The sequence below is a fragment of the Pedobacter puniceum genome (genome assembly GCF_009674685.1).
Classification (GTDB): Bacteria; Bacteroidota; Bacteroidia; order Sphingobacteriales; family Sphingobacteriaceae; genus Pseudopedobacter; species Pseudopedobacter puniceum.
Genome location: NZ_WKJI01000004.1, coordinates 69,017 through 94,593 on the forward strand (window position 1 = coordinate 69,017; position 25,577 = coordinate 94,593).

The 25,577-nt window shown below is 33.7% G+C and carries 22 protein-coding genes, 1 tRNA gene and 1 pseudogene; 16 read left to right on the forward strand and 8 right to left on the reverse strand.

Annotated features, from left to right (window positions below; translation table 11 throughout):
* Positions 1–47: 47 nt before the first annotated feature.
* A complete protein-coding gene (locus GJJ64_RS13865) occupies positions 48–1,127 on the forward strand; it encodes an alkene reductase (RefSeq protein ID WP_154288373.1) in 1,080 nt (359 codons plus the stop codon).
* A 66-nt stretch (positions 1,128–1,193) separates the two neighbouring features.
* Here the strand turns inward: GJJ64_RS13865 and GJJ64_RS13870 are convergent, their stop codons facing one another.
* Together GJJ64_RS13870 and GJJ64_RS17095 are read right to left on the reverse strand one after the other, a co-directional pair.
* On the reverse strand, positions 1,194–1,526 hold the full coding sequence (locus tag GJJ64_RS13870; RefSeq protein ID WP_039447704.1) for a hypothetical protein: 333 nt from the start codon (positions 1,524–1,526) through the stop codon (positions 1,194–1,196).
* Positions 1,527–1,543: 17 nt separating this feature from the next.
* Positions 1,544–1,645, reverse strand: a pseudogene (locus tag GJJ64_RS17095) (DUF5670 family protein); the annotation flags it as partial.
* A gap of 168 nt (positions 1,646–1,813) precedes the next feature.
* Here GJJ64_RS17095 and GJJ64_RS16845 point away from each other — a divergent pair.
* Positions 1,814–1,981, forward strand: a complete 168-nt coding sequence (locus GJJ64_RS16845; RefSeq protein ID WP_195759285.1) for a hypothetical protein — start codon at positions 1,814–1,816, stop codon at positions 1,979–1,981.
* Between the two features lie 245 nt (positions 1,982–2,226).
* Here GJJ64_RS16845 and GJJ64_RS13875 read toward each other — a convergent pair.
* Positions 2,227–2,300 (reverse strand) — tRNA-Ala (locus tag GJJ64_RS13875).
* Positions 2,301–2,399: 99 nt separating this feature from the next.
* A complete protein-coding gene (locus GJJ64_RS17010) occupies positions 2,400–2,525 on the reverse strand; it encodes a hypothetical protein (protein WP_262884809.1) in 126 nt (41 codons plus the stop codon).
* 211 nt (positions 2,526–2,736) lie between these two features.
* Here GJJ64_RS17010 and GJJ64_RS13880 point away from each other — a divergent pair, with 211 nt between their 5' ends.
* The 7 genes from GJJ64_RS13880 (at position 2,737) to GJJ64_RS13910 (ending at position 13,526) form a co-directional block, all read left to right on the forward strand.
* Positions 2,737–4,134, forward strand: coding sequence for a DUF4403 family protein (locus GJJ64_RS13880; protein WP_154288374.1), 1,398 nt, complete (start codon positions 2,737–2,739; stop codon positions 4,132–4,134).
* Positions 4,135–4,815 (forward strand): TatD family hydrolase, encoded by a 681-nt coding sequence (locus GJJ64_RS13885; protein WP_154288375.1) that lies wholly within the window; start codon positions 4,135–4,137, stop codon positions 4,813–4,815.
* 8 nt (positions 4,816–4,823) lie between these two features.
* Positions 4,824–5,555, forward strand: a complete 732-nt coding sequence (locus tag GJJ64_RS13890) for a tRNA threonylcarbamoyladenosine dehydratase (protein WP_154288376.1) — start codon at positions 4,824–4,826, stop codon at positions 5,553–5,555.
* A gap of 180 nt (positions 5,556–5,735) precedes the next feature.
* Entirely contained in the window at positions 5,736–7,661 is a 1,926-nt protein-coding gene (locus GJJ64_RS13895; RefSeq protein ID WP_154288377.1) for a DNA topoisomerase IV subunit B, read from the forward strand.
* The gene (locus GJJ64_RS13900) at positions 7,661–8,152 is read left to right on the forward strand and encodes a cytidine deaminase (protein WP_154288378.1); all 492 of its coding nucleotides are present in this window, start codon (positions 7,661–7,663) and stop codon (positions 8,150–8,152) included. The genes GJJ64_RS13895 and GJJ64_RS13900 overlap by 1 nt, the downstream gene beginning before the upstream one ends.
* Before the next feature lie 68 nt (positions 8,153–8,220).
* Complete coding sequence (locus tag GJJ64_RS13905) at positions 8,221–10,929, forward strand: DNA gyrase/topoisomerase IV subunit A (protein ID WP_154288379.1); 2,709 nt, start codon at positions 8,221–8,223, stop codon at positions 10,927–10,929.
* 68 nt (positions 10,930–10,997) lie between these two features.
* Complete coding sequence (locus GJJ64_RS13910) at positions 10,998–13,526, forward strand: ATP-binding response regulator (protein ID WP_154288380.1); 2,529 nt, start codon at positions 10,998–11,000, stop codon at positions 13,524–13,526.
* On the opposite strand, the gene GJJ64_RS13915 is transcribed toward GJJ64_RS13910, so the two are convergent.
* Complete coding sequence (locus GJJ64_RS13915; protein WP_154288381.1) at positions 13,523–14,986, reverse strand: cellulose synthase family protein; 1,464 nt, start codon at positions 14,984–14,986, stop codon at positions 13,523–13,525. The two genes, GJJ64_RS13910 and GJJ64_RS13915, sit on opposite strands and share 4 nt — an antisense overlap.
* 6 nt (positions 14,987–14,992) lie before the next feature.
* Positions 14,993–15,703 (reverse strand): glycosyltransferase family 2 protein, encoded by a 711-nt coding sequence (locus tag GJJ64_RS13920; protein WP_154288382.1) that lies wholly within the window; start codon positions 15,701–15,703, stop codon positions 14,993–14,995.
* 222 nt (positions 15,704–15,925) lie between these two features.
* On the opposite strand from GJJ64_RS13920, the gene GJJ64_RS13925 reads away from it, so the two are divergent.
* Together GJJ64_RS13925 and GJJ64_RS13930 are read left to right on the forward strand one after the other, a co-directional pair.
* A complete protein-coding gene (locus GJJ64_RS13925) occupies positions 15,926–19,420 on the forward strand; it encodes a PKD domain-containing protein (protein ID WP_154288383.1) in 3,495 nt (1,164 codons plus the stop codon).
* The gene (locus GJJ64_RS13930; protein WP_154288384.1) at positions 19,420–20,385 is read left to right on the forward strand and encodes a PorP/SprF family type IX secretion system membrane protein; all 966 of its coding nucleotides are present in this window, start codon (positions 19,420–19,422) and stop codon (positions 20,383–20,385) included. The genes GJJ64_RS13925 and GJJ64_RS13930 overlap by 1 nt, the downstream gene beginning before the upstream one ends.
* An 18-nt stretch (positions 20,386–20,403) precedes the next feature.
* On the opposite strand, the gene rpoN is transcribed toward GJJ64_RS13930, so the two are convergent.
* Positions 20,404–21,876, reverse strand: a complete 1,473-nt coding sequence (gene rpoN, locus GJJ64_RS13935) for an RNA polymerase factor sigma-54 (protein WP_154288385.1) — start codon at positions 21,874–21,876, stop codon at positions 20,404–20,406.
* Between the two features lie 158 nt (positions 21,877–22,034).
* On the opposite strand from rpoN, the gene mscL reads away from it, so the two are divergent.
* The 5 genes from mscL (at position 22,035) to tsaB (ending at position 24,104) form a co-directional block, all read left to right on the forward strand.
* Positions 22,035–22,424, forward strand: a complete 390-nt coding sequence (mscL, locus tag GJJ64_RS13940; protein WP_154288386.1) for a large-conductance mechanosensitive channel protein MscL — start codon at positions 22,035–22,037, stop codon at positions 22,422–22,424.
* A 130-nt stretch (positions 22,425–22,554) separates the two neighbouring features.
* Positions 22,555–22,713 (forward strand): 50S ribosomal protein L34, encoded by a 159-nt coding sequence (gene rpmH / locus GJJ64_RS13945; protein ID WP_017258626.1) that lies wholly within the window; start codon positions 22,555–22,557, stop codon positions 22,711–22,713.
* A gap of 77 nt (positions 22,714–22,790) precedes the next feature.
* Positions 22,791–23,177 (forward strand): ribonuclease P protein component, encoded by a 387-nt coding sequence (locus GJJ64_RS13950; protein WP_154288387.1) that lies wholly within the window; start codon positions 22,791–22,793, stop codon positions 23,175–23,177.
* A 2-nt stretch (positions 23,178–23,179) separates the two neighbouring features.
* Positions 23,180–23,410, forward strand: coding sequence for a membrane protein insertion efficiency factor YidD (gene yidD / locus GJJ64_RS13955; RefSeq protein ID WP_154288388.1), 231 nt, complete (start codon positions 23,180–23,182; stop codon positions 23,408–23,410).
* 4 nt (positions 23,411–23,414) lie between these two features.
* Positions 23,415–24,104, forward strand: a complete 690-nt coding sequence (gene tsaB, locus GJJ64_RS13960) for a tRNA (adenosine(37)-N6)-threonylcarbamoyltransferase complex dimerization subunit type 1 TsaB (RefSeq protein ID WP_154288389.1) — start codon at positions 23,415–23,417, stop codon at positions 24,102–24,104.
* Here the strand turns inward: tsaB and GJJ64_RS13965 are convergent.
* On the reverse strand, positions 24,101–25,549 hold the full coding sequence (locus GJJ64_RS13965; RefSeq protein ID WP_154288390.1) for a DUF5723 family protein: 1,449 nt from the start codon (positions 25,547–25,549) through the stop codon (positions 24,101–24,103). The genes tsaB and GJJ64_RS13965 overlap by 4 nt on opposite strands.
* Positions 25,550–25,577 lie beyond the last annotated feature (28 nt).

Below are 25,577 nucleotides of genomic sequence, written 5' to 3' on the forward strand. Positions count from 1 at the left end.
GTGGGAATGATATTTGTAATATGTTTGTTTAAACATATAATTACAATATGAGTAATCACTTATTTCAGACTTATAAATTAGGTCAACTTACCTTACAAAATAGAGCTGTTATGGCTCCAATGACTCGTTCAAGAGCTATAAATAACATTCCAAACGATTTAATGGTAACTTATTACCAGCAAAGAGCAGGTGCAGGTTTGATCATTACTGAAGGTACTTCTCCATCACCAAATGGTTTAGGTTATGCCAGAATTCCGGGTATTTTCAATCAGGAACAAGTAGCTGGTTGGCGTAAAGTTACAGATGCGGTACATGCAAAAGGCGCTAAAATATTTATACAATTGATGCACACAGGCAGAGTTTCACACGAAGTAAATCTTCCTAAAGGAGCTAGAGTTGTTGGTCCGTCTAACATTACCGCTGCAGGTGATATGTGGACAGATGCTGAAGGAATGAAGCCTCATACCCAGCCACATGCACTAACTACGGAAGAAGTTAAGGCTACCATTCAAGAATATGTAAACGCAGCAAAATTAGCTATTGATGCAGGTTTTGATGGCGTAGAACTTCATGCGGCTAATGGTTATTTGATTGAGCAATTTATTAACGGAGTTGTAAACAACCGTAAAGATGAATACGGCGGCTCTGTAGCAAATAGAAGCAAATTTTTATTAGAAATTGTCGAACAAACAATTGCAGCAATAGGTAAAGAAAAAGTAGGAGTAAGGTTTTCTCCATTTAGCGGTTTTAATGACATACCAGCTTACAATGAAATAACCGAAACTTATGATTACCTCTCTAAAAAATTAAATGATTTAGGTGTTGTTTATTTACACTTTTTAGATCATTCTCCAAACGGATTGGATTTAGTACCAGCAGATTTAAGAGCAACCGTAAGAGCTAATTTTAAAGGTACTTTAATTTGGTGTGGAGCATATGATTTAGAAAGAGCTAACCAAGATTTAAAAGAAGGAAGGGCAGATTTAATTGCATTTGGTAAGCCTTTTATTTCAAATCCTGATTTGATAGAGCGCTTACAACAAAACCTTGCTTTAGCACAGCCAGATTTTAATACACTTTACACGCCAGATGAAAAAGGCTATACAGATTATCCTGCGGCTATTTAAGTTGTAGGTCAAATAGAAAAGGGATAGTCTTCACTGAAAACTATCCCTTTTTCATTTTAAACAATATTAATGCTGATGTTCTATTTCTAGTTTTTTGATTAATTCAGAAGAGGCATCATCAGCGTAAGCGCCATAAGCATTTACCAAAACGCCCTTAAAATCTCCTTCAATAGATTCTATAGCATAAACCACAGCATTATCTGCTGGGTCTGTAATACCTTCAAAACGGTAAGACTCTACCACTTTGAAGTTTTCTGGATATAAAATCAGTTGCTTTTCTGTTTCTTCTAAAAAATCGGCTCTAAGCTTTAAATTTCCAGAATAACCTCTGGCATTTAAATCATTTAAAGCTTCAACCATAGTGTCAAAATCTTTTCGATGTTGGCTTGCGTTTTCCATATAGATGTATATTTATGTTATCCTGTAGATTCTTCTTCGCTTAACAAATTAATAATCATCGTGAACACACCTAATACCAATAAAATATGAATCAGTATACCGGCAGTAAAAACAAATACTCCTAAGCCCCATCACAATACAAACAGCATTGCAAGAATATTCAATAATGTTTTCATAATATCAGGTCCATTTTCCCGAAATAAAAGTTCGCAAACTATATGCCATTTATTTTATTCAGTATGTTATTATTGGTCTGCCCTTTGTTAAATACATCCTAAACACTAAATATGAAAGACAAAACAAAAGGTGCAGGAAGTTTACAAGGTAAATCTACTGCCGACAGAAATTTTAATTCTTTAAAAGAGGACAAAAAGAAAATAGGTATCAGCAATGCGGGTGGACAGCGGTCTGATCAAACTTCTAATAAGGATAATCAGCGTAAGCGAGGCCAATAGCGTAATAGGATAAGTTTAGAACTTATAAGAATATAATAAGAATCTAACAAGGAGCTTACTCGTTAATTTACTTGTGATAACCTTGTTATGACCCTGTTAGCACCCTGTTAGTACCCTGTTAGTACCCTGTTAAGTATATATTTCCCCTTACTGAAAATAAGATATACTATAGCTTGATTGTTAGTGAGGAAACTGCAAAATGAAAAATCCCCTTTAATTTTCTTAAAGAGGATTTTTAAATAATGTGGAGATTACCGGATTCGAACCGGTCACCTCTTGCCTGCCAGGCAAGCGCTCTAGCCAAATGAGCTAAACCCCCGTTTCTTAAAGTGAGCAAATATGTAAAAACTTAAGAGTATTTACAATACGGGCTCTAATAATTATGAAATTATTACAAACGGAAGCTCATTAAGCTTGACTAGGCAGTTTTTAGTTTTAAAGATTTAATATCTTCCATCAATAAAGCAGCTAACTGCTTATCAAATTTTTTAATCAAGTTTTTTACCTTGCTCGTAGTATTTTTAGTAGTTTCTATAGTTTTCATATGTTTGGTTTTTAGATTATAAGACGACTGATTTTATAATAGGTTACGAAAAACAATGCCAAATTGGTTTTTGAAATTTTTATTTTTTTATAACTATCTCATTATAAAGGAGATTAATTTTTACTTTCTAGTGTTTTATCTTCAAAAAAATATGATTTTATCCTGTTTTTTTACATCAATTATGAATTATCTTTGTGAAATTTTTAAAAACATGAAAACCGTATTATCTATATTATTCTCATCCATATTATTTGTAATAGCTGGTTGTAGTACTAGCAAACAAGTAACAGCCTTAAAACCTCTTCCAGACTATTCTTCAACTACTGTTGTATATGATAAGCAATTATCATACATCAATATGCCTGTAGAAGTTAGCGTTGCCGATTTACAAAATCAAACTAATAAGTATTTGGTAGGTATCATTTATGATGATAAATCTTTAGATGGTGATAACGTGATGATGAAAGTTACTAAAGAAGCTCCTATAGCGATTAAAGAACAAAACGGAAGAATTTATATAGACCTTCCATTACGTATCAACGGAAAAGTTAAGTATGGTTTCGAGAGTTTAGGTGTTTCTATGTACGATACTCGTGATTTTTATTTAAATGGCGTGGTAAAACTAAACTCTTTGGTGGCTTTAAAAGATTGGAAAATTAATACCAATACAGTTATTCAGGAAATTGTTTGGAAAGAAAGTCCTAGCATAAGCGTGGCGGGTAAAAATGTACCTATTACTTATTTAATTAACCCTGCAATTAGCGTTTTTAAAGGTAGATTATCTAAAATGGTTGATGACGCTATAGCACAATCTTTAGATATTAAACCTTATGTATTAGATGCTTTACAAGCTATTGCGGCTCCAATACAAGTTGATGAGCAATATAATACTTGGTTTGCTATGCAGCCAGTAGAGATGTATGCTACTAAAGCTGTTGCGGCTAATAAAAAAATAACGGCTACTTTAGGCTTAAAGACTTATTTAGAAACTTCTGTAGGTAGAAAACCATCGCTTACTTTTAATAAAAATGCCATTGCTTTAAAAGCAGTAGATAAAATCCCTAACGAGTTTAAAGTTAATGTAGCTGCTTTTGCACCATACACTTATGCATCAGAAATTATACAGAAAAACTTTGCCGGACAGAAGTTCGAGTCTGGTAAAAAATCAGTAACAGTTAATAAAATTGACCTTTGGGGTAAAGAAGGAAAAATGATTGTAGCTGTAAATATGAGTGGCTCTGTTAATGGAGATTTTTATCTTTCAGGGGTTCCGTTGTATGATGCTACAACAAAAGAGGTATATCTAGATCAGGTAGATTATGTTTTAGATTCTAAAAGTAAACTCCTTAAAGCCGGAAGTTGGTTAGCACATGGTATCATCCTCAATAAAATCAAACAAAATTGTCGTTTTTCTATTGCCTCTCAATTAGCAGAGGGAGAAAAATCAATGAAAAGCTATTTAACCAATTATCAACCTGTTAAGGGTGTAAAAGTAAATGGCGCTTTAAATCAGTTTACTCCAGATAAAATCATCTTAACGCCAAATGCTATTGTAGCCATGATGACTGCAAACGGAAAAGTTGCTGTAACTATAGATGGCTTAGAATAAATGATATATCCTACAAAAGAGCATTTCATCAATATCCACACGCATAAAAAGGCATCTAGCCGTCACGAGTGGATTTTGAGGAATGCTTTTTTTGTTTTACCACCTCAGACTTTGCATCATTTGGATTATGCTGTTTCCGTTGGCTTACATCCTTGGTTTGCTACTGAGGCTCAAGATATATCCCAAAATTTAGCTTCTTATTTAAAACTTGAAAATGTATTAGCCATAGGTGAAATTGGCCTAGACCGAGTAAATGGACCTAATTTAGAACTGCAAAAGCAAGTTTTTCAAAAGCAATTAGCCATTGCAGAAGCTTATCAAAAACCAGTTATTATACATGCTGTTAAGGCTTACGCCGATGTAATGTCCTATCTAAAGCTGTTGTCTGTGCCGTTTTTATTGCATGGTTTTAATGGTAATCTGCATCAGCTAAATCAGTTTTTAAAATATCCTAAGGTGTATTTTTCTTTTGGGCAAGATTTGTTTTATGAAGATAGTAAAGCTGCAAAAACATTTAAGGAAGTACCAGCAGACCGTTTCTTTTTAGAAACAGATACAGCTCATTTACAGATTGAAGAGCTTTATCAGCAAGCGGCAAAAATCAGGAAAATGGAGATAGCGCAATTAAAAAGGCAGGTTTTTTATAATTTTGAGGCCGTTTTTAAAAGATTAACTACATAAATAATATCATGATTGAAATTCCTCATTGGATGTCTCGCACCAACTTATTGCTAGACAATCATCAAATGCAAAAATTAATAAATGCCAATGTATTGGTAGTGGGTTTAGGTGGTGTAGGAGGCATTTGTGCAGAAATGATAGCCAGAGCTGGTGTAGGTAAAATGACTATTGTAGATGCTGATGTGGTAGAAGCAAGTAATCGTAACAGACAAATTCCTGCTTTAATATCTACCGATAATCAGCCTAAAGCAGAAGTAATGGCTCAGCGTTTACGTGACATTAATCCTGATATAGATTTAACTGTTATTAATGAATACATCAAAGACGAGCGTACTGAAGAAATTCTTAATGAAGGTAATTTTGATTATGCCGTAGATTGTATTGATACGCTTTCTCCAAAAGTATTTTTTATCCAAACCTGCTTAGAAAAAGGCATTCCTTTAGTGTCATCTATGGGTGCTGGCGGTAGGCTAGACCCCTCAAAAGTGAGAATTTCAGATATATCTGCCTCATATAATTGTACTTTAGCCCGCTATGTAAGAAAAAGGTTAAAGAAATTTGGTATTAGAAAAGGCTTGAAAGTGGTGTTCTCATCAGAACTTCCTGATGCAAATAAAGTTATCTTAGCGCCAGAAGGTGGTCCTAAAAAGTCTTTAATTGGTACAGTTTCCTGGATGCCGGCCATATTTGGCTGTACGGTAGCCAGTGTAGTTATCAGAGATTTGTATAATAAAGCTTAATTAAAGCTCCTTAATAATTATTATTAAGCGTTTGGATGTTTGTAATTTGGTTTTAAGCCTGGCTTATCCAGAATGTCTAAATGTTAATAAATCATATTTGCCCCTTTTGCGTAAAATTTTAGCTTTGTACAAGGGAAAATATGATGTTTTCTCATTTTCCATATCAATCTATAAAAAGAAATGGCTGAATTACAAGTGAATTACAGTGAAGATAGCATACGTTCGCTCGATTGGAAAGAACACATTAGGCTCAGACCTGGTATGTACATCGGGAAACTAGGAGACGGTTCTGCTTTTGATGATGGTGTTTATGTTCTCCTGAAAGAGATTATGGACAACTCTATAGATGAGTTTGTGATGGGTGCAGGTAGAACCATAGACATTTCTGTTAGTGACCATAAAGTTTCTATCAGAGATTATGGTAGAGGTATACCTTTAGGGAAAGTAATAGATTGCGTAAGTAAAATAAACACTGGTGGTAAGTACGATTCTAAAGCCTTTCAAAAATCTGTTGGCTTAAACGGGGTAGGTACTAAAGCCGTTAACGCTTTATCTGCATCTTTTACGGTTCAATCTTACCGAGATGGAAAAACAAAAAAAGCCGAATTTGAAAAGGGAGAATTAGTTAAAGATAATCCTGAAATAGAAACTACGCAAAGAAATGGTACAGCAGTAGTTTTTATTCCTGATGAAAGCATTTTTAGGAATTTTAGATTTATACCAGAGTTTATTGAGAACATGATTTGGAATTATGTTTTCTTAAATGCTGGTTTAACCATCAATTTTAATAATCAAAAATACTTCTCAGAAAGAGGCTTACATGATTTATTGGTAAGAAATACCGATGCAGAAGCTAACAGATATCCAATTATCCATTTAAAAGGAGAAGATATTGAAATAGCCATGACGCATGGGCAACAATACGGCGAAGAGTATTATTCTTTCGTGAACGGGCAGCATACCACTCAGGGCGGCACACATCAGCAAGCTTTTAGAGAAGCTGTGGTGCGTACCATCAGAGAATTTTATAAAAAAGAATTTGATGCCTCTGATGTTAGGGCTTCTATTGTAGCGGCAGTTTCTATCAGGGTTCAAGAACCTGTTTTTGAGTCGCAAACCAAAACTAAACTAGGTTCTTTAAATGTTGGTCCTGATGGTCCTACGGTTAGAACTTTTGTTAATGATTTTGTTAAGAAAGAACTAGACGATTATTTACACAAGCATCCGGAAACGGCAGATGCCTTATTAAAGCGTATTCTGCAATCAGAAAGGGAGCGTAAAGATATAGCTGGTATCAAAAAACTAGCTAACGAAAGAGCCAAAAAAGCTTCTTTACATAATCGTAAGCTAAGAGATTGTAAATGGCATATGGATGATGAGAAACTCTCTGAAGAAGACCGTAAAAAGACAACTTTATTTATTACCGAGGGGGACTCGGCTTCAGGTTCTATCACCAAAGCTCGCGAAGTAAAAACACAGGCTGTTTTCAGTTTAAAAGGTAAACCATTAAATGCTTATGGTTTAACCAAAAAAGTAGTGTATGAGAATGAAGAATTTAACCTTTTGCAACACGCTTTAAATATTGAAGATGGTTTAGAAGGTTTACGCTACAATAATATTGTAATTGCAACAGATGCCGATGTGGATGGAATGCACATCCGTTTATTATTAATGACATTCTTTTTGCAATTTTTTCCTGATTTGGTAAAAACAGGTCACGTTTTTATTTTACAAACGCCATTATTTAGGGTAAGAAATAAAAAAGAAACCATTTATTGTTATAGTGATGAAGAACGGGTTCTAGCTATTGATAAATTGGGTAATAAGCCAGAAATCACCAGATTTAAAGGTTTGGGAGAAATCTCTCCGGATGAGTTTGAAAACTTTATTGGTGAAGATATCAGATTAGATCCTGTTATTTTATCAGGCGATATGAAAATCAAAAACTTACTGGAGTATTATATGGGAAAAAACACTCCGGATAGGCAAAAACATATTGTACAAAATTTAAGAATAGAGAAAGACGAAGCTGATATTATTGCTGATGCTAAAGCAGTACAAGATGCAGCAGATGCTTTATTGGCTAGTAAGGAAAACGCGGCTTAATGGAAGTTAAAAATATAACCATAGCTTACGAGGCTTACACAGGTATTGATGAACTTTCTGCCCAAGACAAGCAATTGTGTTTAGAAGCTGTTAAAGCCATGGAGACTTCTTATTCTCCTTATTCTAAATTTAGGGTGGGTGCTGCAGTTTTGTTAAGTAATAAACAGATTGTTAGAGGAAGCAATCAAGAAAATGCCGCTTATCCATCGGGTTTATGTGCAGAAAGGGTCGCACTTTTTGCTGCAGGAGCTAATTTTCCAAATGAAGAAATAGTTACGATAGCAGTTACAGCATCAACACAAGAGTTTCAATTATTAAGACCTGTTACTTCTTGTGGACCTTGTTTGCAGGTAATGGCTGAGTATGAACAGAAGCAAGATAAACCCATAGAGGTTTTGCTTTATTGTATTGGCGGAGAAGTTTGGAAAGTTAAAGGTGTCAATAGCTTTTTACCGATGATGTTTTTTGAAAAAAGGTTGGGTAAAGGGTAGAGTTGCTTCGAATAAACTGAATAAGCACATATATAAGGAAATGATTTAATCTTTGCGATTAATATAATATGGAAGAAAACAATTACGAAAACGAAGAAGTACTTCATAATGTAACGCCTATAAATGGCTTATACGAGAACTGGTTCTTAGATTATGCTTCTTATGTAATTTTGGATAGGGCGGTACCTCATATACATGATGGTTTAAAGCCTGTACAAAGACGTATTCTTCACTCTTTAAAAGAAATGGACGACGGTCGTTTTAACAAAGCGGCAAACGTTATTGGTAATACCATGAAGTATCATCCGCATGGTGATGCCTCTATTGGCGATGCCATGGTACAAATTGGTCAGAAAAATCTTTTAATAGACACACAAGGAAACTGGGGAGATCCAATTACCGGAGATTCTGCTGCAGCCCCACGTTATATAGAAGCCAGGCTCTCTAAGTTTGCATTAGATGTAGTTTTTAATCCCGATACTACAGAGTGGCAAGCCTCTTATGATGGTAGAAATAAAGAGCCAGTTACACTGCCCGTAAAATTTCCATTGTTATTGGCGCAAGGTGCAGAAGGTATAGCTGTTGGATTAGCTACGAAGGTTATGCCGCACAACTTTGTTGAGTTAATTGATGCTTCAATAGAGGTTTTAAAAGGAAATAGACCAGATATCCTTCCTGATTTTCAAACCGGAGGTATGGCAGATTTTTCTGCTTATAATGAAGGTCAACGCGGTGGAAAAGTAAGGGTTAGGGCTAAAATATCTGAGCTTGATAAAAAGACTTTAGTTATTACCGAAATCCCTTTCAGCACCACAACTATTGGCTTAATTGATAGTATTATCGCAGCTAATGATAAGGGGAAAATCAAAATCAAAAAAATAGAAGATAATACAGCTAAAGATGTAGAGATTTTGATTCATTTGGCGCCAGGTATATCACCAGATGTTACCATAGACGCTTTGTATGCTTTTACAGCTTGTGAAACATCTATATCTCCAAATACTTGTGTTATCAAAGGCGATAAGCCTCATTTTATGAGTGTCAATGATATTCTGATAGAGAGTACACATTACACCAAAAACTTATTAAAAAGAGAGTTAGAGATTAAATTGCATGATTTGCAAGAGAAAATTTTCTTTAGCTCATTACTGAAAATATTCATTCAGGAAGGGATGTATAAACATCCTGAATATGAAAACTCATCAAATTTTGAGGAAGTTGTAAAAGTATTACACCAACTTTTCGAGCCTTTTAAGCCATCTCTTTACAGAGAGATTTTACCCGAAGATTTTAAAAGATTGATTGATAAACCTATGAGTAGCATCACCCGCTTTGATGTTAAAAAAGCGGATGAGCAAATGGCTGCTTTAGAAAAAGAAATCACTCAAGTAAAAAAGAATTTAAAGAACCTTACAGATTTTGCTATTGATTATTTTTTAAGACTTAAAGAAAAGTACGGAAAAGATAGAGGTCGCAAAACAGAAATTAGAGCTTTTGACAAGGTAGAGGCCTCTCAAGTAGCTTTAGCAAATACCAAGTTTTATGTAAACCGTGAAGATGGTTTTGTAGGAACAGGCTTAAGAAAAGATGAATATGTATTTGATTGTTCTGATTTAGACGATATCATTGTTTTCAGAGAAGATGGTATCTGCTTGGTAACCAAAGTTCAAGACAAAACCTTCGTAGGGAAAGGTATTTTACATGTTGGAGTATTTAAAAAGAACGACGACCGTACCATTTATAACATGATTTACAAAGATGGTAAAACAGGCACATCTTACATCAAAAGATTTGCTGTTGGTGGCGTTACCAGAGATAAAGAATACGATTTAACAAAAGGCACCAAAGGCTCTAAAGTATTATATTTTACAGCAAACCCTAACGGAGAGGCAGAAGTTGTAAATGTAGCTTTAAAGCCGATGTCTAAACTCCGTAAATTAAGTTTCGATTTAGATTTTGCCGAGACAGCTATTAAAGGGAGAGCCTCGCAGGGTAATATCGCAACCAAATATGCAGTAAAGAAAATCACCTTAAAATCTAAAGGAGTTTCTACCCTTGCTGGAAGAAGAATTTGGTTTGATGATGTAGTAAAACGCCTAAATGAAAACGGCCATGGACGTTTCTTAGGTGAGTTCCAAGCAGAAGATAAAATATTATGTGTTTTTGCTGATGGCAGCTACGAGCTTAGTAGTTTTGATTTAACCAACCATTTTGATGATAAAATGGTGAGGATGGAAAAGTTTAATCCAGAAGCTATCTATTCTGTTATCCATCAAGACGGAAAATCAAAAGTTTACTACATTAAACGCTTTAAATTTGAGGATATAGCTATAGGTAAAAGAATTGGCTTCATTAATGAAGAATCTGGCTCTAAGATGATTATCATTACAAAAGCCCAACATCCAATAGTGAAAATAGAGGCATTAAAAGGTAAAAGCCAACTTTTTGATGAAAGCGAGGTTAATTTAGCCGAGTTGATAGATGTAAAAGGCATGAAAGCACAAGGGAATAAGTTAAGTCCGCATGATGTGCAGAAAGTAACTTTATTAACTGATGAACAAGCCGAAGAACCAGAAGAAGAAAAGCCGGAAACATCTCTAGAAGAGGATGAAGTAGATGAATTAGAAAACTCCACAGTAGAGGTCGCAGATGAAGCTGATGGAGATGAAAAACAGCCAGAAAAGGTAGAGGTAAAACCAGTAAAAAAAATAGATTTTGAAATTACCAATCCCGATGACATTGATATAGACGACAAAGGGCAATTGGGATTATTTTAAATATAAAAAAGGCGAAATTTTAAAATTTCGCCTTTTTGTTTGGATTAAATTTTGCTTAAAGCTTTTTAATGAACCAACAAACAAAAAGCTTCAGCCAATCTGTTCGGGGTAAAATTATCATAGCAGCATTTTTTGCTTGTATTGCATTAGGTCTCGCTTGGGCTACCAGTAAATATGCATTTAACAAAATGCTCGGTTCTTTTGAGGATATAGCCAAACCCGGCGAACGTTTAAGATTAGTAAATGAACTTACATTTAAAATCATCAGTTTAGATCAATTACAAAAAGCACAGGCTTTAAATAATCCTGGTGATTACAGTATTTTTCTTGAAGAAACAAAGCAATTAAGTTTTGGTATTGATAGCTTAAGTAAGCTTTATTCCAATGATTCTTTACAGCTTAGCCGTATAAAATCTATGAATACGCTGCTAAAAGAAAGAGACCGTTTGTTTATCAATTACCTTAAAGTAAGAGAAGGGTTGCTTAATAATAATTCTTTTTCTAACCAAGTTGAAGAGCTAAATGCCTTGGTTGACGCATCATCAAAAGATTTAGACAGTTTGGTTTTACGTTCAGAAAAAAGAACATTAACCACAACCATTAAAAATACTAGCGAGAATAAATCTTCTGATGGGCCTAAAACTTTCTTCGGTAAGCTATTTGGTAAAAAAAAGGATGATAAAAATAATCAGTCTTTCAATATCATGAATGAGGAACTGGACGTTAAAGTGGATACAGTAGCCTTATCTCGTCAGGATAGTATTATCCAAAATGTAGAAAAAACTATTAGACAGTTAGAAGAAGCTCAACGTAAAAAAAGCGAGGTTTTTATTAATAGAGAGGCTGTTTTAGCCAGTACTAGCGATTTACTCATCAATAAAATGTTAACCGTTTTACGTGAGGTAGAAAGCGAAGCTGTTAAGCAAATAGAAATCAATAATAAAGAAGCCCGTGAGGTTGTAAATGATAGCATTAAGCAAATCAGTATCATCATTATTGTATTTTTCCTTGCTACGGTTATCCTGCTCTATTTTATCCTTTCTGATATTGCTAAAAGCAACCAGTACCGTAAAGATTTAGAGTTAGCTAAAGAAGAAGCAGAATATCACAGTTTGGCAAAACAACGCTTCTTGTCTAACATGAGCCATGAAATTAGAACACCTTTACAGGCTATCATTGGCTATTCTGAACTTATCAGAAAACAAGAAAATCCTCGGAAGAAAGATATAGAAGCCATTTATCATTCATCAGAACATTTAATGCAAATTGTAAATGAGGTTTTAGATTATAACCGTATTGTATCAGGTAAGCTTACTTTTTCTCATGAAGTTTTTAATATGCAAAAATTATTGACAGAGGTGCTATCTGTGATGCATTTACAAGCAGAGAAAAAAGAGCTTAAAATTGTTCAGGATTTTGATATTGATGACGATTTGTGGGTAGAAGGTGATGCTTTTAGGCTCAAACAAATTCTTTATAATTTGTTGAGTAATGCCATAAAATTTACCCATGCGGGGATGGTGAGCATTGCAGTTTCTTATAAGAAACAAGCTCATGATGTGCATTTCATGTTTGTTGTTGAAGATACTGGCATTGGAATGACTAAAGATGAAGTGAAACTTATATTTAATGAGTTTGAACAAGCTAATAACCCCCAAAATAAGGAGATGAATAAAGCAGGGGCTGGTTTAGGTTTAAGCATTGTAAAGGCCTTGGTTGAAACTCAGGAAGGAAGAATACATGTAAAAAGTACTCCCTCAAAAGGAAGTTCATTTACGGTTTATTTAAAGTTTAGAGAAGTAAATAAACCTCAAGAGGACAGTGTGTTAGGGCTAAAAAATACTTTACTATCAACTGCTTTTAGTGGTAAAGTTTGGATAGTAGATGATGATCAATTCATTTTAGATTTATGTGCTTTAATTTTTGCTCATCATCAAATAGCTTATCAATGTTTTTCTTCGCCCGAAGAGGCTTTAAAGGCTGATATTACAAATGATGTTAAGTTTATTTTTTTAGATATGCGTATGCCGGGTATGAGCGGTATTACTCTTTGTAAAAAGTTAAAAGAGAAAATTCAACATCCCGATGTGTTGATCTACGCTTTAACAGCACAAGTTTTACCAGAAGAAACAGCACAAGTGGTAAATAATGGTTTTGATGGTTTGCTGATGAAACCTTTTAAAGAAGAACAATTACTTTCTATACTCATAAATGGTAATTTAACTTTTGTTGAGGTAGAGAATCAAAATCATTCGGAGTTTGACTTAACTGCGTTGGAGAAAATGACTTTTGGCGATTGGGAACAAACCTTAAATATTTTAAATCGCTTTATGGAAGATTCTCATCAAGATATTAAAATTTTAGAAGCCAATATCCAACAGCAGAATTTAGAAGAAGCTGGATTAGTGTCACATCGTATTGCTGGGCGTGTTGCGCAAGTAGGGGCAAGGCCTTTGGCCGCTTTATTTAGAGAGCAAGAACTACTTTTGCAGGATGCTAAGCACTGGGATGAAAGTTTTGATAAAACACTTCATACGCTCATCAAACAGCTTAAACTATTGATGGATGAGCTAGATAAGTTGAAAGTTAAAGCTTAATTTTTTGACCCCATAAAACTATGTTTAATGGAATAAAAGTTTAATAAACAAAAACCACAAAACAATAGTGTATGGAAGGGTAATAAACCAAAGTCTTGATAAATAAAAGACATGATTATCCCGCTAAGGAAATAAAAAGCCAAGAAAAGCTCTATATAAAATGATTTTGGTAAACTCTTCTTGATGTAAATATTATGGGTAAAACCTTCTTCTTTATTATTGATATTGAATTTTGGTGTCCTGATAAAATCAGATTTAAAACCGAATACACCTTCTAAAACAGCTATTGCATTATGGAAACTCATCGCCATAGAGAAGGATAGAAAAACGGGGAAAAGCTTCAAGAAGTTTATAAAACTAGTTTTTTTAGAAAAATAAGAGGTGGTGTAGAAAATAGCAACGATGATAAATCCACCAACAAAAACAGTCATCAAATTAAAATATAAAATATCAACCAGATGCAGATTCTTGATTATCAAAATAGGTAAGCTTAAAATACTAGCTATAAACACCAGTAAAAAAGCATAAGCGTTAAGCAAGTGTAAAGAACCAAAGATTTTACGGCTAAGATTTTCATCTGATTGCCAAATCTGTGAAAGCATTTTTTTTGAGGTTTCTATAGCGCCTTTTGTCCAACGATGTTGTTGAGATTTATAAGCGTTAAGTTCCATGGGTAGTTCTGCCGGAGTTCCAAAATCTTCTACATATTTAAATTTCCAGCCTTTTAGTTGTGCTCTATAGCTTAAATCTAAATCTTCTGTTAAGGTATCATGCTGCCAGCCACCTGCTTCAACAATACAGGTTTTACGCCAAACACCAGCCGTACCATTAAAGTTGATGAATAAATCCTGTTTATTTCTACCTGTTTGTTCAACCGTAAAATGACCATCTAAGCCAAAACTTTGAATTTTTGTTAGTAAAGAATAATCTTCGTTTAAATGCTCCCATTTACTTTGTACCATTCCAAGTTTAGCTTCTTGAAAATAGGGTACAAGCTTTTGTAAAAAATCTTTTGGAGGCACAAAATCTGCATCAAAAATAGCTATTAATTCTCCAGAAGCTTGTTCTAAGCCATATTGTAAAGCTCCGGCTTTAAAGCCAATATTTTTTGTTCTGGTAATATGTTTAATATTAAAACCAGCAGCTTGTTGTTCTTTTACCAATAGCGCTGTTAATGCAAGAGAATCGTCATTAGAATCATCTAACACCTGTATTTCTAATAATTCTTTAGGGTAGTTTAACTCGCAAACGCTTTTTATCAATCTTTTTACAACATAAAGCTCATTAAATAAAGGTAATTGTATGGTTACTTTAGGTTGGTGATGCCATGATAAAGCTTTAACTTCTTTTTTAGGTGATTTGATGTAATAATAAATCAAGAAAGCTTGGCCAATACTAAAAATAAAAATCGCTAATAAGCAAAAAGCATAAATGAATAAAATAGAAAACTGTAGAAACATTCTGCTTTATAGATTTTTAAAAATCTTCCAAATAATTTTATAACCTGCCAAGATAACACCTTTCACCGTTCCGGAAACTTTACTAACTCCAATTCTTTTACGGTATTTAACCGGTACTTCCATACATCTCAAACCTTGTTTAGCAGCTTTAATTTGCATCTCAACTGTCCAACCATAGGTTTTATCTTGCATGTTTATATGTTGCAAATGTAACCATGTTATGGCTCTAAATGGTCCTAGGTCTGTAAATTTAACTCCGTAAAATAACCTGATTAATTTTGTGGCTAGCCAATTACCAAACTCTTGCGGGATAGTCATAGAGTTTTTTTCTTTTACCCCTAAAGCCCTAGAACCAATAACTAAATCGGCTTTATCTTGTATGATAGGATTTATAATGTCAGGGATTTCTTCAGGATAATCAGAAAAATCGCCATCTAAAAAAACAATAATATCTTCTGGATTGATATTATGCTTTAAGAAATCCATACCTTTTAAGCATGCATATCCATAACCAGGGCGGGGTTCATCAACAACCACAGCACCAGCCATTTCCGCTTGTATTTTTGTGTTATCCTTAGAGTTATTATTGGCTACAACAATTGTTTTAACAAATTCTTTAGGTATAGCATTTATAACTTTAGCTATAGACTGTTCTTCATTATATGCCGGAATAATTACATATACATCCATTTTTCTTTTTGGTAATTCTTCTAGCATTTATGTTGAAAATAAGTTGTAAATGACAAATAGAGGAGGCTAAATTTTGATATTAATATTTTAAAATATATTTAATTTTAATTAAACTAATATTTAGATTAGAATTAATTAAACCTTTCCTCAAAATTACTAACAATTACGTTGGCAGCTAAAGAAAAGTTTTAAGATTATAAAAAATGTTAAGTAGTCTGTATTTTAAATTTAATAGGTTGAGATATTTTCATGTTTAAGCGTAGGTTGCTTTTTTTTTACTTTCTACTTTCTTTTTTAGCTATATCTGCTGTTAGTAAAGCCCAGAATATTTCTAATGAGGGAACTTCTTTTTGGCTTTGTTTTCCGGCACATGTGCCTTCTGGAGGTAGTTTAGCAAATATTTCTGTTTTTATAACTTCTAAAAGTAATAGCTCTGGTAAGGTACAATGTGGTACTTATTCGCAGAATTTTAGCGTAACAGCAAATACCATAACAGAAGTAGTATTGCCCAGGAATGTTTCATATTTAGGTGATGGGACAAGTGTTTTTACCAACAAAGGCATAAAAGTAATTGTAGACCCTGGCAAACCTAAAATAGTTGTTTATGGGCATATTTTTGCTGGTGCAAGGTCGGCAGCTACGCTAGTTCTTCCTAATGAAGCATTGGGGCAAAAGTATCATGCTATGGCTTATACCCAAACTCAAGGCGGATCGTCTCAATTCAATATTGTAGCAGTAGAAGCAAATACAACGGTTAATGTAACACCGGTTTTAAATGGAGTTAAGCAAACTGCATTTCAGGTAGTTTTACCTGCAGTTGGTGATGTTTATCAGTATCAAAGCAGCCAAGATATAACAGGTACTTTGATAGAAGTAGATAAAACTGTTTCAAACTGTAAAAAAATTGCTGTTTTTTCTGGTAGCTCTGTAGTGGCTATATCATCTCCTACCTGTTTTTCAATGAGCTTGTCTGCTGACCCTTTATTACAGCAATTATATCCGATTGAGAGTTGGGGATTAAATTTTAGTATGATTCCGTTTTATGATAGAGATGTTGGCAGTATTTATAGGATACTTGCTTCTGAGGATAATACAAACATCAATTTATTAGGAAGAACTATTACTTTGAATGCGGGTGAATATTATACAACTGAGCCTACTACATTATTTTCTTTTATCAATGCCGATAAGAAAATATCGGTAGCACAATATGCTATTACACAACTATGTGCTGATTCTAGAAACGGAGTTAATGGTGCTACTAGACCAAGCGACCCTGATATGGTGCTTTTGAATCCCTTAGAATATAGTATAGATAGGATAACTTTATATTCATCAACTAAATTAGCCATAACAGAGCAGTTTTTAAATATCACCATTCCTACTTCTAAAGTATCCTCATTCAAACTAAATAATCAGGATTTTTCTAATCGTTTTACTGCTTTTTCAAGTAAACCTGAGTTTTCTTATGCACAAATATTACTTCATCAAATTGGAGGAAGTAGTTTTAGTTTATCTGCCGATACTGGCTTCAATGCTATAGCCTATGGTTTTGGTAATGTTGAGTCTTATGCTTATTCTGCAGGAACAAGTTTAGCTTCTAATATCAATGTATCGGCACTTAAGAGTGGAACAAACCAGGCTGTAAAAATTGCTTGCGTAAGTGATAGCTATGATTTTAAATTGGCCTTGCCTTACAGAACCACCAAATTAGTATGGAAATTAGAAGCTAGTGATACAGAAATTGTGCAAAATAATCCTACTCCTACAGTTGTTAATTCGGGTAATAAGGTTTTATATGAATATCGCTTATCCTCACAAAAGAATTTTTCATCTTCCGGCGTTAAAAAGATTATTATAACTTCTACAACTCCGCCAGGGGCAAATATTTGTTCTACTACAGATGAAGAAATCATCGAATTTGATTTCGAGGTAATAGATTTGCCAGTCCCAGAGTTTACATTTCCTGCGGCAACTTGTTTAGGCGCTCCTGTTAATTTTACCTATGTAGAGAAAAATATCGGCGAGCCTGTTAATAGCTGGTCTTGGGATTTTGGCGATGGAAGTACCTCTACCTTGCAAAATCCTTCACATACTTATGCAAATCCCGGAAACTATAAGGTTAAACTAGTATTAAAAAGTATAATTGGTTGTCAATCTAATGTATTAGAAAAAACTGTTTTTATTGCAGCCCCTCCGGTTTCTAAAATAGGTGTAGCATCTCCTCTTTGCGTAAATACCAATATTAGTTTTAGAGATGAAAGTACCTCTCAAGATGGAAATATTATAGCTTGGGAGTGGGATTTTGGAGACAATACAGCAATAAGCACTTTGCAGCATCCGACTCATCTTTTTGCAACAGCAGGGACTTATAATGTTAAACTAACTACTACAACCTCCTTTAATTGTAAAAATACCATAATCAGAAGTTTTGTAATTAAAAATCCTGCCGAAATTTCTTTTGATGACCCTGGCTCTTGCGTAAATGATTTTGTTGTTTTTAAAGCTAAAGTTTTAACTGGGGCTGTAACATCTTGGTTTTGGAATTTTGGAGATGGTACCAATGATGTTTCTCAAAACACTAAAGCAGAGCCTGTACATAAATATAATGCAGCAGGCCAATACACGGTTACTTTAACCGCTGTTTCTAATGATGGCTGTAACTCGGTTTTCTCTAGAGTGATTAAAATAAGTGGGGCCAACCCTCAGCCAGTTTTTGAAGTTGTAGATGCTAGTGGATTGTGTAGCAATAAAGAAGTCTTTTTTAAAAATAAAAGCACTATTCCTTTTGGTAATATCACCAAATTAGAGTGGTTTTTTCAGTATAACGGAGTTTCTTCTGTACCTGATTTGGTGGATGTGAATCCGCAATTTGATGAAATATACAGTTTCAAATATCCTAAAAACCATTTAGCAATAAATTATAGAGTGGTACTAAGAGCCTATTCAGGGTCGGTTTGTTTTCAACAATCTTTACCAACAATAGTTACTGTTAATGGCAGTCCTTCTTTAAGTTTCCTTGCACCGGCAGAACTTTGTTTAAATAATTTCAGAATTCTTTTGAATGGAAAGGACATTAACAGCATAGCAGGGACTGGTAAATATACAGGTAAAGGAGTTGTTGATGGGGTGTACTTTGACCCCGCTGTTGCAGGAATTGGTAGTCATGAAATCGTTTACTCTTTTTTAACTCCGAAAGGTTGCGCAGATACAATTAAGCAAACTATAAAAGTTTTAGATATTCCTGAAGTAGATGCTGGTGAAGATTTAAACATCTTATTAGCAGGAGAAAAGCAAATACAAGCGAAAATTTTAAAAGGGCAAAATCTTACCTTTAAATGGTCTCCTTCTAAAGGATTAAGTGATGATAAAATACTAAATCCTATCGCATCACCTACAGAAACAACAAAATATATTTTAACAGTAACTTCGCCACAAGGTTGTTATGTGGCAGATGAGGTATTGGTGTCTGTTTATCAGGAACCAAATATTCCTAATGCTTTTAGCCCTAATGGCGATGGATATAACGATACATGGGTGATTAAATATTTAGAGTCTTTTGTAAATGCGTCTATCAAAATATTTAATAGATACGGACAAGTTGTTTTTGAGTCTCAACAATACAACACTCCTTGGGATGGTAGGTTTAAAGGAATAGATGTTCCGGTTGGTGTTTATTATTACATCATTGAGCCAAATAATGGACGAAATAGGTACACGGGTTCTATAACATTGATAAGATAATGAAGATAGTTAAGCTGTTGGTATTACTTATGATGTTACACGTAACTGTTCTAGCGCAACAGAGGCCTCATTATACACAATATTTGCAAAATATGCAGGTTATAAATCCTGCTGTAACAGGTATGTTTAGAGCTTTAGAAATTAGAGGGGGAGTTAGAAATCAATGGCTAGGATTAGAAAGTTCGCCTAAAACAAGTTATCTCACCATTTCAACGCCCATAAATTTTGATCGTGATATGTTAATTGCTGGCTCTGCTGATTATGGTGTAGATGAAGTAGGAACACGTTCTGATAAAAACAGCTATTTATCTTCAGAAAATCATCATGGTCTTGGTGCTACTGTTTTGAATGACCAAACAGGTTCTTTTGGTAGGGCTAGCATCAATTTAACTTATGCGTATCATCTAGCTTTAGGCGATATAGCCAATTTATCTGTAGGAGTTGGCGCTGGCGTTGGCAGAATAAGTCTTAATGCCAATACACTTAATTTTGAAGACCCTTTTGAGCCAGCTTTAGCAGAAGGCAGTACCGTAAAATGGATTCCTGATGTAAATGTTGGCGTTTATTTATATGCGCATCAATTTTTTTTAGGAGCTTCCATGCAACAGGTAATGAAGCAAAAGCTAGTTTTTAATAACAATTACGAAGATGGTTTAGAGGTTAGTCATTATTTTATTAACGGAGGATATAGATTTTGGGTAACAGAAGATCTTTCTTTTACACCCTCTGTCATGTTTAAGTATATAAAACCTTTGCCTGTTGGTATTGATTTAAATTTAAGGATGAGCTACAGGAACAACTTTTGGTTAGGAGGCTCGTACAGAAGAAAAGATTCTTTTTCGGCTATAATGGGCTTTACCATTAGTAAAACTTTAGATGCCGGCTATGCCTATGATATTACCAGATCTTCTTTGAATACAGTATCTAACGGTACACATGAAATTGTGATAGGTCTAAAGCTTTAGACCTATCACAATTAAATATTAAAGTTCTTTTCTTAATCTAGCAACAGGTATACCCATTTGCTCTCTATATTTAGCTACCGTTCTTCTAGCAATGTTATAGCCTTTATCTTTTAAGATTTCAGTTAGTTTTTCATCAGCTAAAGGCTTTCTTTTATCTTCATTACCAATACACTCTTCCAAAATTTTCTTAACTTCTTTGTTAGAAACTTCTTCACCACTTTCGGTTTGTATAGCCTCAGAAAAGAATGATTTTAAAAGATAAGTACCAAACTCTGTTTGCACATATTTAGAATTGGCTACTCTAGAAACCGTAGAAATATCCATTCCTATTTTATCGGCAATGTCTTTTAAAATCATAGGTTTTAAATAACGTTCATCGCCATCAGAAAGAAAATATTCATATTGATAGTGCATAATCGCATTCATGGTTTTAAGCAAGGTTTGTTGTCTTTGCTTAATTGCATCAATAAACCATTTTGCAGAGTCTAGTTTCTGTTTTACAAAATGAACAGCTTCTTTTAGTTTTTTATCTTTTTCTGCTGTTTTTTCATAATGCTGAAACATCTCTTGGTAAGATTTGCTCACTCTAAGTTCTGGGGCGTTTTTAGAATTTAAAGTAAGCGTTAAAACACCATCATTTTTGGTGATATGAAAATCCGGAATTACTTGCATTTGTTTCAAATTAGAAACTCCAGAATCTCCCGGTTTAGGGTTTAGTTTTAAAATCTCATTGATAACTTCTTTTAATTCTTCGGAAGTTAAGCTTAAAGATTTTTCTAATCTATCGTAATGCTTTTTTGTAAATTCATCTAAATAATTTTCAACAATGTTGATGGCAATTTGTATCGTTTTTAAAGAAGTGTCCTTTTTTCTGAGCTGTATGAGTAGACATTCTTGTAAATCTCTAGCACCAACACCTGGCGGATCAAAGTTTTGAATAACCTTTAACATTTCCTCCGCTTCTTCATCTTCTGCTAGTACACTTTGAGAAAAAGCCAAGTCATCTATTAATGAAGGTATTGGCCTTCTTAAATAACCATTATCATCTAAACTTCCTATAATTTGCTGCGCAATCAAATATTCTTTATCTTCTAAAGGAATCAAATCTAATTGCGCTTGTAAATTCTCAAAAAAAGTATTGTTTATAGCTATAGGAAGCTCTTTTTTATCATCTTCATCATCGTTGCTGTCATACCTGCTCCCATATTCATTCAGATTGTCATCTTGAAGATAGTCATCAACATTAAACTCTGCTAAATCATCCCCAGAATCTTCACCTCTAAAATCATCATCAGGGTCTTTATCAGGATATTCCTCAATTGGATCATTCATATCAGCTAAGCTAATATCCTCTAAAGCAGGGTTTTCTTCTAATTCTTCTTTAATTCTTGTATCTAAAGCAACGGTAGGCACTTGTAACAGCTTGATAAACTGTATTTGTTGAGGGGATAATTTTTGTAATAATTTTTGTTGAAGATTCTGTTTAAGCATAATAGTGTATCAGAAATAGCAAAGTTAAACAAAGCTGCTTAATATTAACAGCACTAGTTTAAGCATATTTTATGGATATTTTGTTCGATTAATTTCTGCAGTATTAAATTTTTTTATAATTTCATTTCTAATTAATAACAAAACTAAAACCAAAATCTATGGGAATAATTAAAGAATTTAAAGAGTTTGCCATTAAAGGTAATGTCATTGATTTAGCAGTGGGGGTTGTAATAGGTGCTGCCTTTGGTAAAATTGTAAGTTCGTTGGTGGATGATGTAATCACGCCAGCTATCTTAACTCCGGCATTAACAGCTGCAAATTTAACAGAGCTTAATCAATTGGTAATACCAGGCACAGCTATTAAGTATGGTAACTTTTTATCAGAGGTTTTAGCTTTTATTATTGTTGCATTTGTTCTTTTTATCATCATTAAAGGGGTGAATAAGATTAACAAAAAGGATAAAGAAGCAGAGGCTATTGTTCCACCAGCACCAAGTAAGGAAGAAGTATTGCTTACAGAAATAAGAGATCTTTTAAAGGCTAAATAAAGGCAAGAAACAGGATAGATATAATCAAAGCTTAAATTTTATTTATTTCTAATTTGGTTTTGATTTATAGAAAAACAAGTCTATATTTGCACTCTTATTTTATAGAGCGAAATTATTATTATATATAATCATGAAAAGAACATTCCAGCCTTCTCAAAGAAAAAGAAGAAACAAGCATGGTTTCAGAGAAAGAATGTCTACTGCAAACGGTAGAAGAGTATTAGCGTCTAGAAGAGCTAAAGGCAGAAAAAGATTAACAGTTTCTGACGAGCGTCGTCATAAAGCATAATTTTAATTGCGTTCATTACCTTTTTAAGGTCAATGTATAATCCGATGTCTCTATATTTATAAATCGGGTTTAATGCAATGAAAAATTTTCAATTTACAAAAGAAGAACGATTGTGTAGCAAAAAGCTTTTAACAGAGCTTTTTAACAATGGTTCTTCTTTTTTATTTTATCCTTTTAGGATAACCTGGTTAATCAATCCACAGCCTCAAAAATATCCCGCACAAATAGTTATCTCAGTTCCAAAAAAGAGATTTAAAAGAAGTGTTGATAGGAATCTACTCAAAAGAAGGATAAAAGAAGCTTACAGGTTGCAAAAGTCTAATACTTTTTATCCCTTCTTAGAAACTCAACAAAAGCAAATCTTAGTTGCGTTTAATTATGTTGGTAAAGAGATTTTAGATTATTCTTATCTGCATCAAAAGCTATCATTAGCATTAATAAACCTAGAAAAGCAAATTAAATAATCATGAGTTTTATCAAACAAATATTCTCATTTTTGTTTTTGTTGCTGATTAGGATATATCAATATCTATTGTCGCCTTTATTTGGAGCATCGTGTAGGTTTACTCCTACATGCTCTCAGTATGGTGTTGAGGCAATAAAGAAACATGGCCCCTTTAAAGGGATGTGGTTAACCTTAAATAGAATTAGAAAATGTCACCCTTGGGGTGGGCATGGACATGATCCGGTACCTTAATTTTATGGCACTTATCTTACATATAGAAACCGCAACTATTACTTGTTCTGTTGCATTGGCAGAAAATGGCGTTTTTATCGATAAAATAGAACGTACAGAGGCTAATATACATGCTTCATCTTTAACGGTTTTTATTGATGAACTTTTAAAAAAAAATCAAAGAGGTTTTAAAGATCTTGAAGCGGTTGCTGTGAGTATGGGGCCTGGTTCTTATACAGGTTTAAGGATAGGTGTTTCTACGGCTAAGGGCTTGTGTTTTGCTTTAGATATTCCTTTGATAGCTATAAATACCTTAACAGCTATGGCTAATGGTTTTATTAAAAAGTGCTATTCTGTAAATGGTAATACAGTTTTCTGTCCGATGATAGATGCCAGAAGAATGGAAGTTTATACCGCATTTTATAATAAGGAAGTAGAAGTATTAAAAGCTACAGAAGCTGTAATTGTAGATGAAAATTCTTTTAAAGCTATTTTAGATACTTACATTGTTTATTTTTTTGGCGATGGAGCACCTAAATGCGAAGAGGTTTTAGGTACACATATGAATACCAGGATAATGGATGATTTTACAAATTCTGCTGAGGATTTAATAGAGCCTGCTTTTGAGAAGTTTAAAGAAAGAACTTTTGAAGATGTAGCCTATTTTGAACCTTTTTATTTAAAAGATTATGTAGCCGGAAAGAAAAAAGCTTAATTTCTTCTTTTATTAGCTTTTTTACTGTTTTTAGCTGCTTCCTTTCTAACGGCTTTTCTTTCTTTATTACTTAACCGATAAACAAAACCTGTTTCTGCATCATTTAGACCATCAATAAAATCTGCCATACCATCACTTTGTACTTTCCTACCAAACTTAATATTAAGTCCCATAAAAATATTCATTTGGGTTGGGCTTCTACCAATATTGCTATTTTTACTTATCAAACCTTTAGTAAAATAGTAGCTCGAAAGAAGTCTTTCAGAGCCTAAGTATAATTCTGTATTTACAGATTGTAACATTACCAAAGCACCAATTTGAAGGCCGTTTTGTTTTTCGTAAGTGGTGTTGATGGTGAAGTTAAAACTTCCTGTTTTAAAATTGTTAACCCAAGCTACTTGGGTACTACGACCATCAAAATACTGTGTGGCTACAAAAACAGGTTTGTAAAAACCAAAGTTTCTTGATGCTGCAATTTGTAGATGCGCAGGTAAAAAGCTAGTAAATTTTCCTAAACTGGCTTCACTGGCAATCATCCTGTTGAGGTTTGTTCTAATATTACCATTGGGTACGAGGGTATCTATTTTAGTGGGAGTTAAGGTATCACTAAAAGTTGAACTCACAGCATTTTTATTCCATCTGATAAAACCTAAGTCTTTTAAATGTGCGGTTAGATAAATTTTGTTTTTAAATTTATAAGAGCTCCCTAGTGTTAAGGCTAGTCCTGGGTTTCTAAGATTAGGTAATAAATGGCTAATTTTTACTGAATCTGTTCCTAGGTTAGAACGGTAAGTTCCATTAAAATAAGCCTCGTAGCCTTTAGTTAAAGGCTTAATACTAGACTCTCGAATATCAATTTGATGATAAGTTGCGCCACTTAGAAAGCTTAATTTAGCACCAAAAGCAAGCTTTTCATTATAATCTTCTCTATAAGTAAGTCCAAATTGCCAAAAAGATTGGTTAAGTGCTGTACTGTTAAAGACATCAGCATAAGGGCTGTTAAAATTTTTATAACTATCTAAAAAGGCAAAAGTAGAATTAGGTATTTGTGCATCGCCAATATTTCTAAATTGTATTGATGCACCAATTTCTCGTTGATAATCTATACTTCTAAATAATTTAAACATAGCCAGATAGTAATTTAAATTGCCTGATAGTTGGTTTAAATTATTTCTTCCTAATAATGGAGCGCCTTTTATTGTATCTCTATTAAAAATAAAGGCTTTTAAGCTAGGTTCTATATCGCCTTTCATGCGCAATTGAGTACTAAAAGAAGAAAATAAAAAACTTACTGCGTATTTATTGCTTACTTCTGGGGTAAAAGCTGTATTTACAGGATTTTCAAATGAGTCAAATACTGTTTTGGAATGAATTAAGGATGTTTCTTGAGCTTTAACTACAAAATGAGCTAATAATATAAAGCTTAATAACACCCAAATTCTCATGATTAAATTTATCTAAAAAACTGGGTTA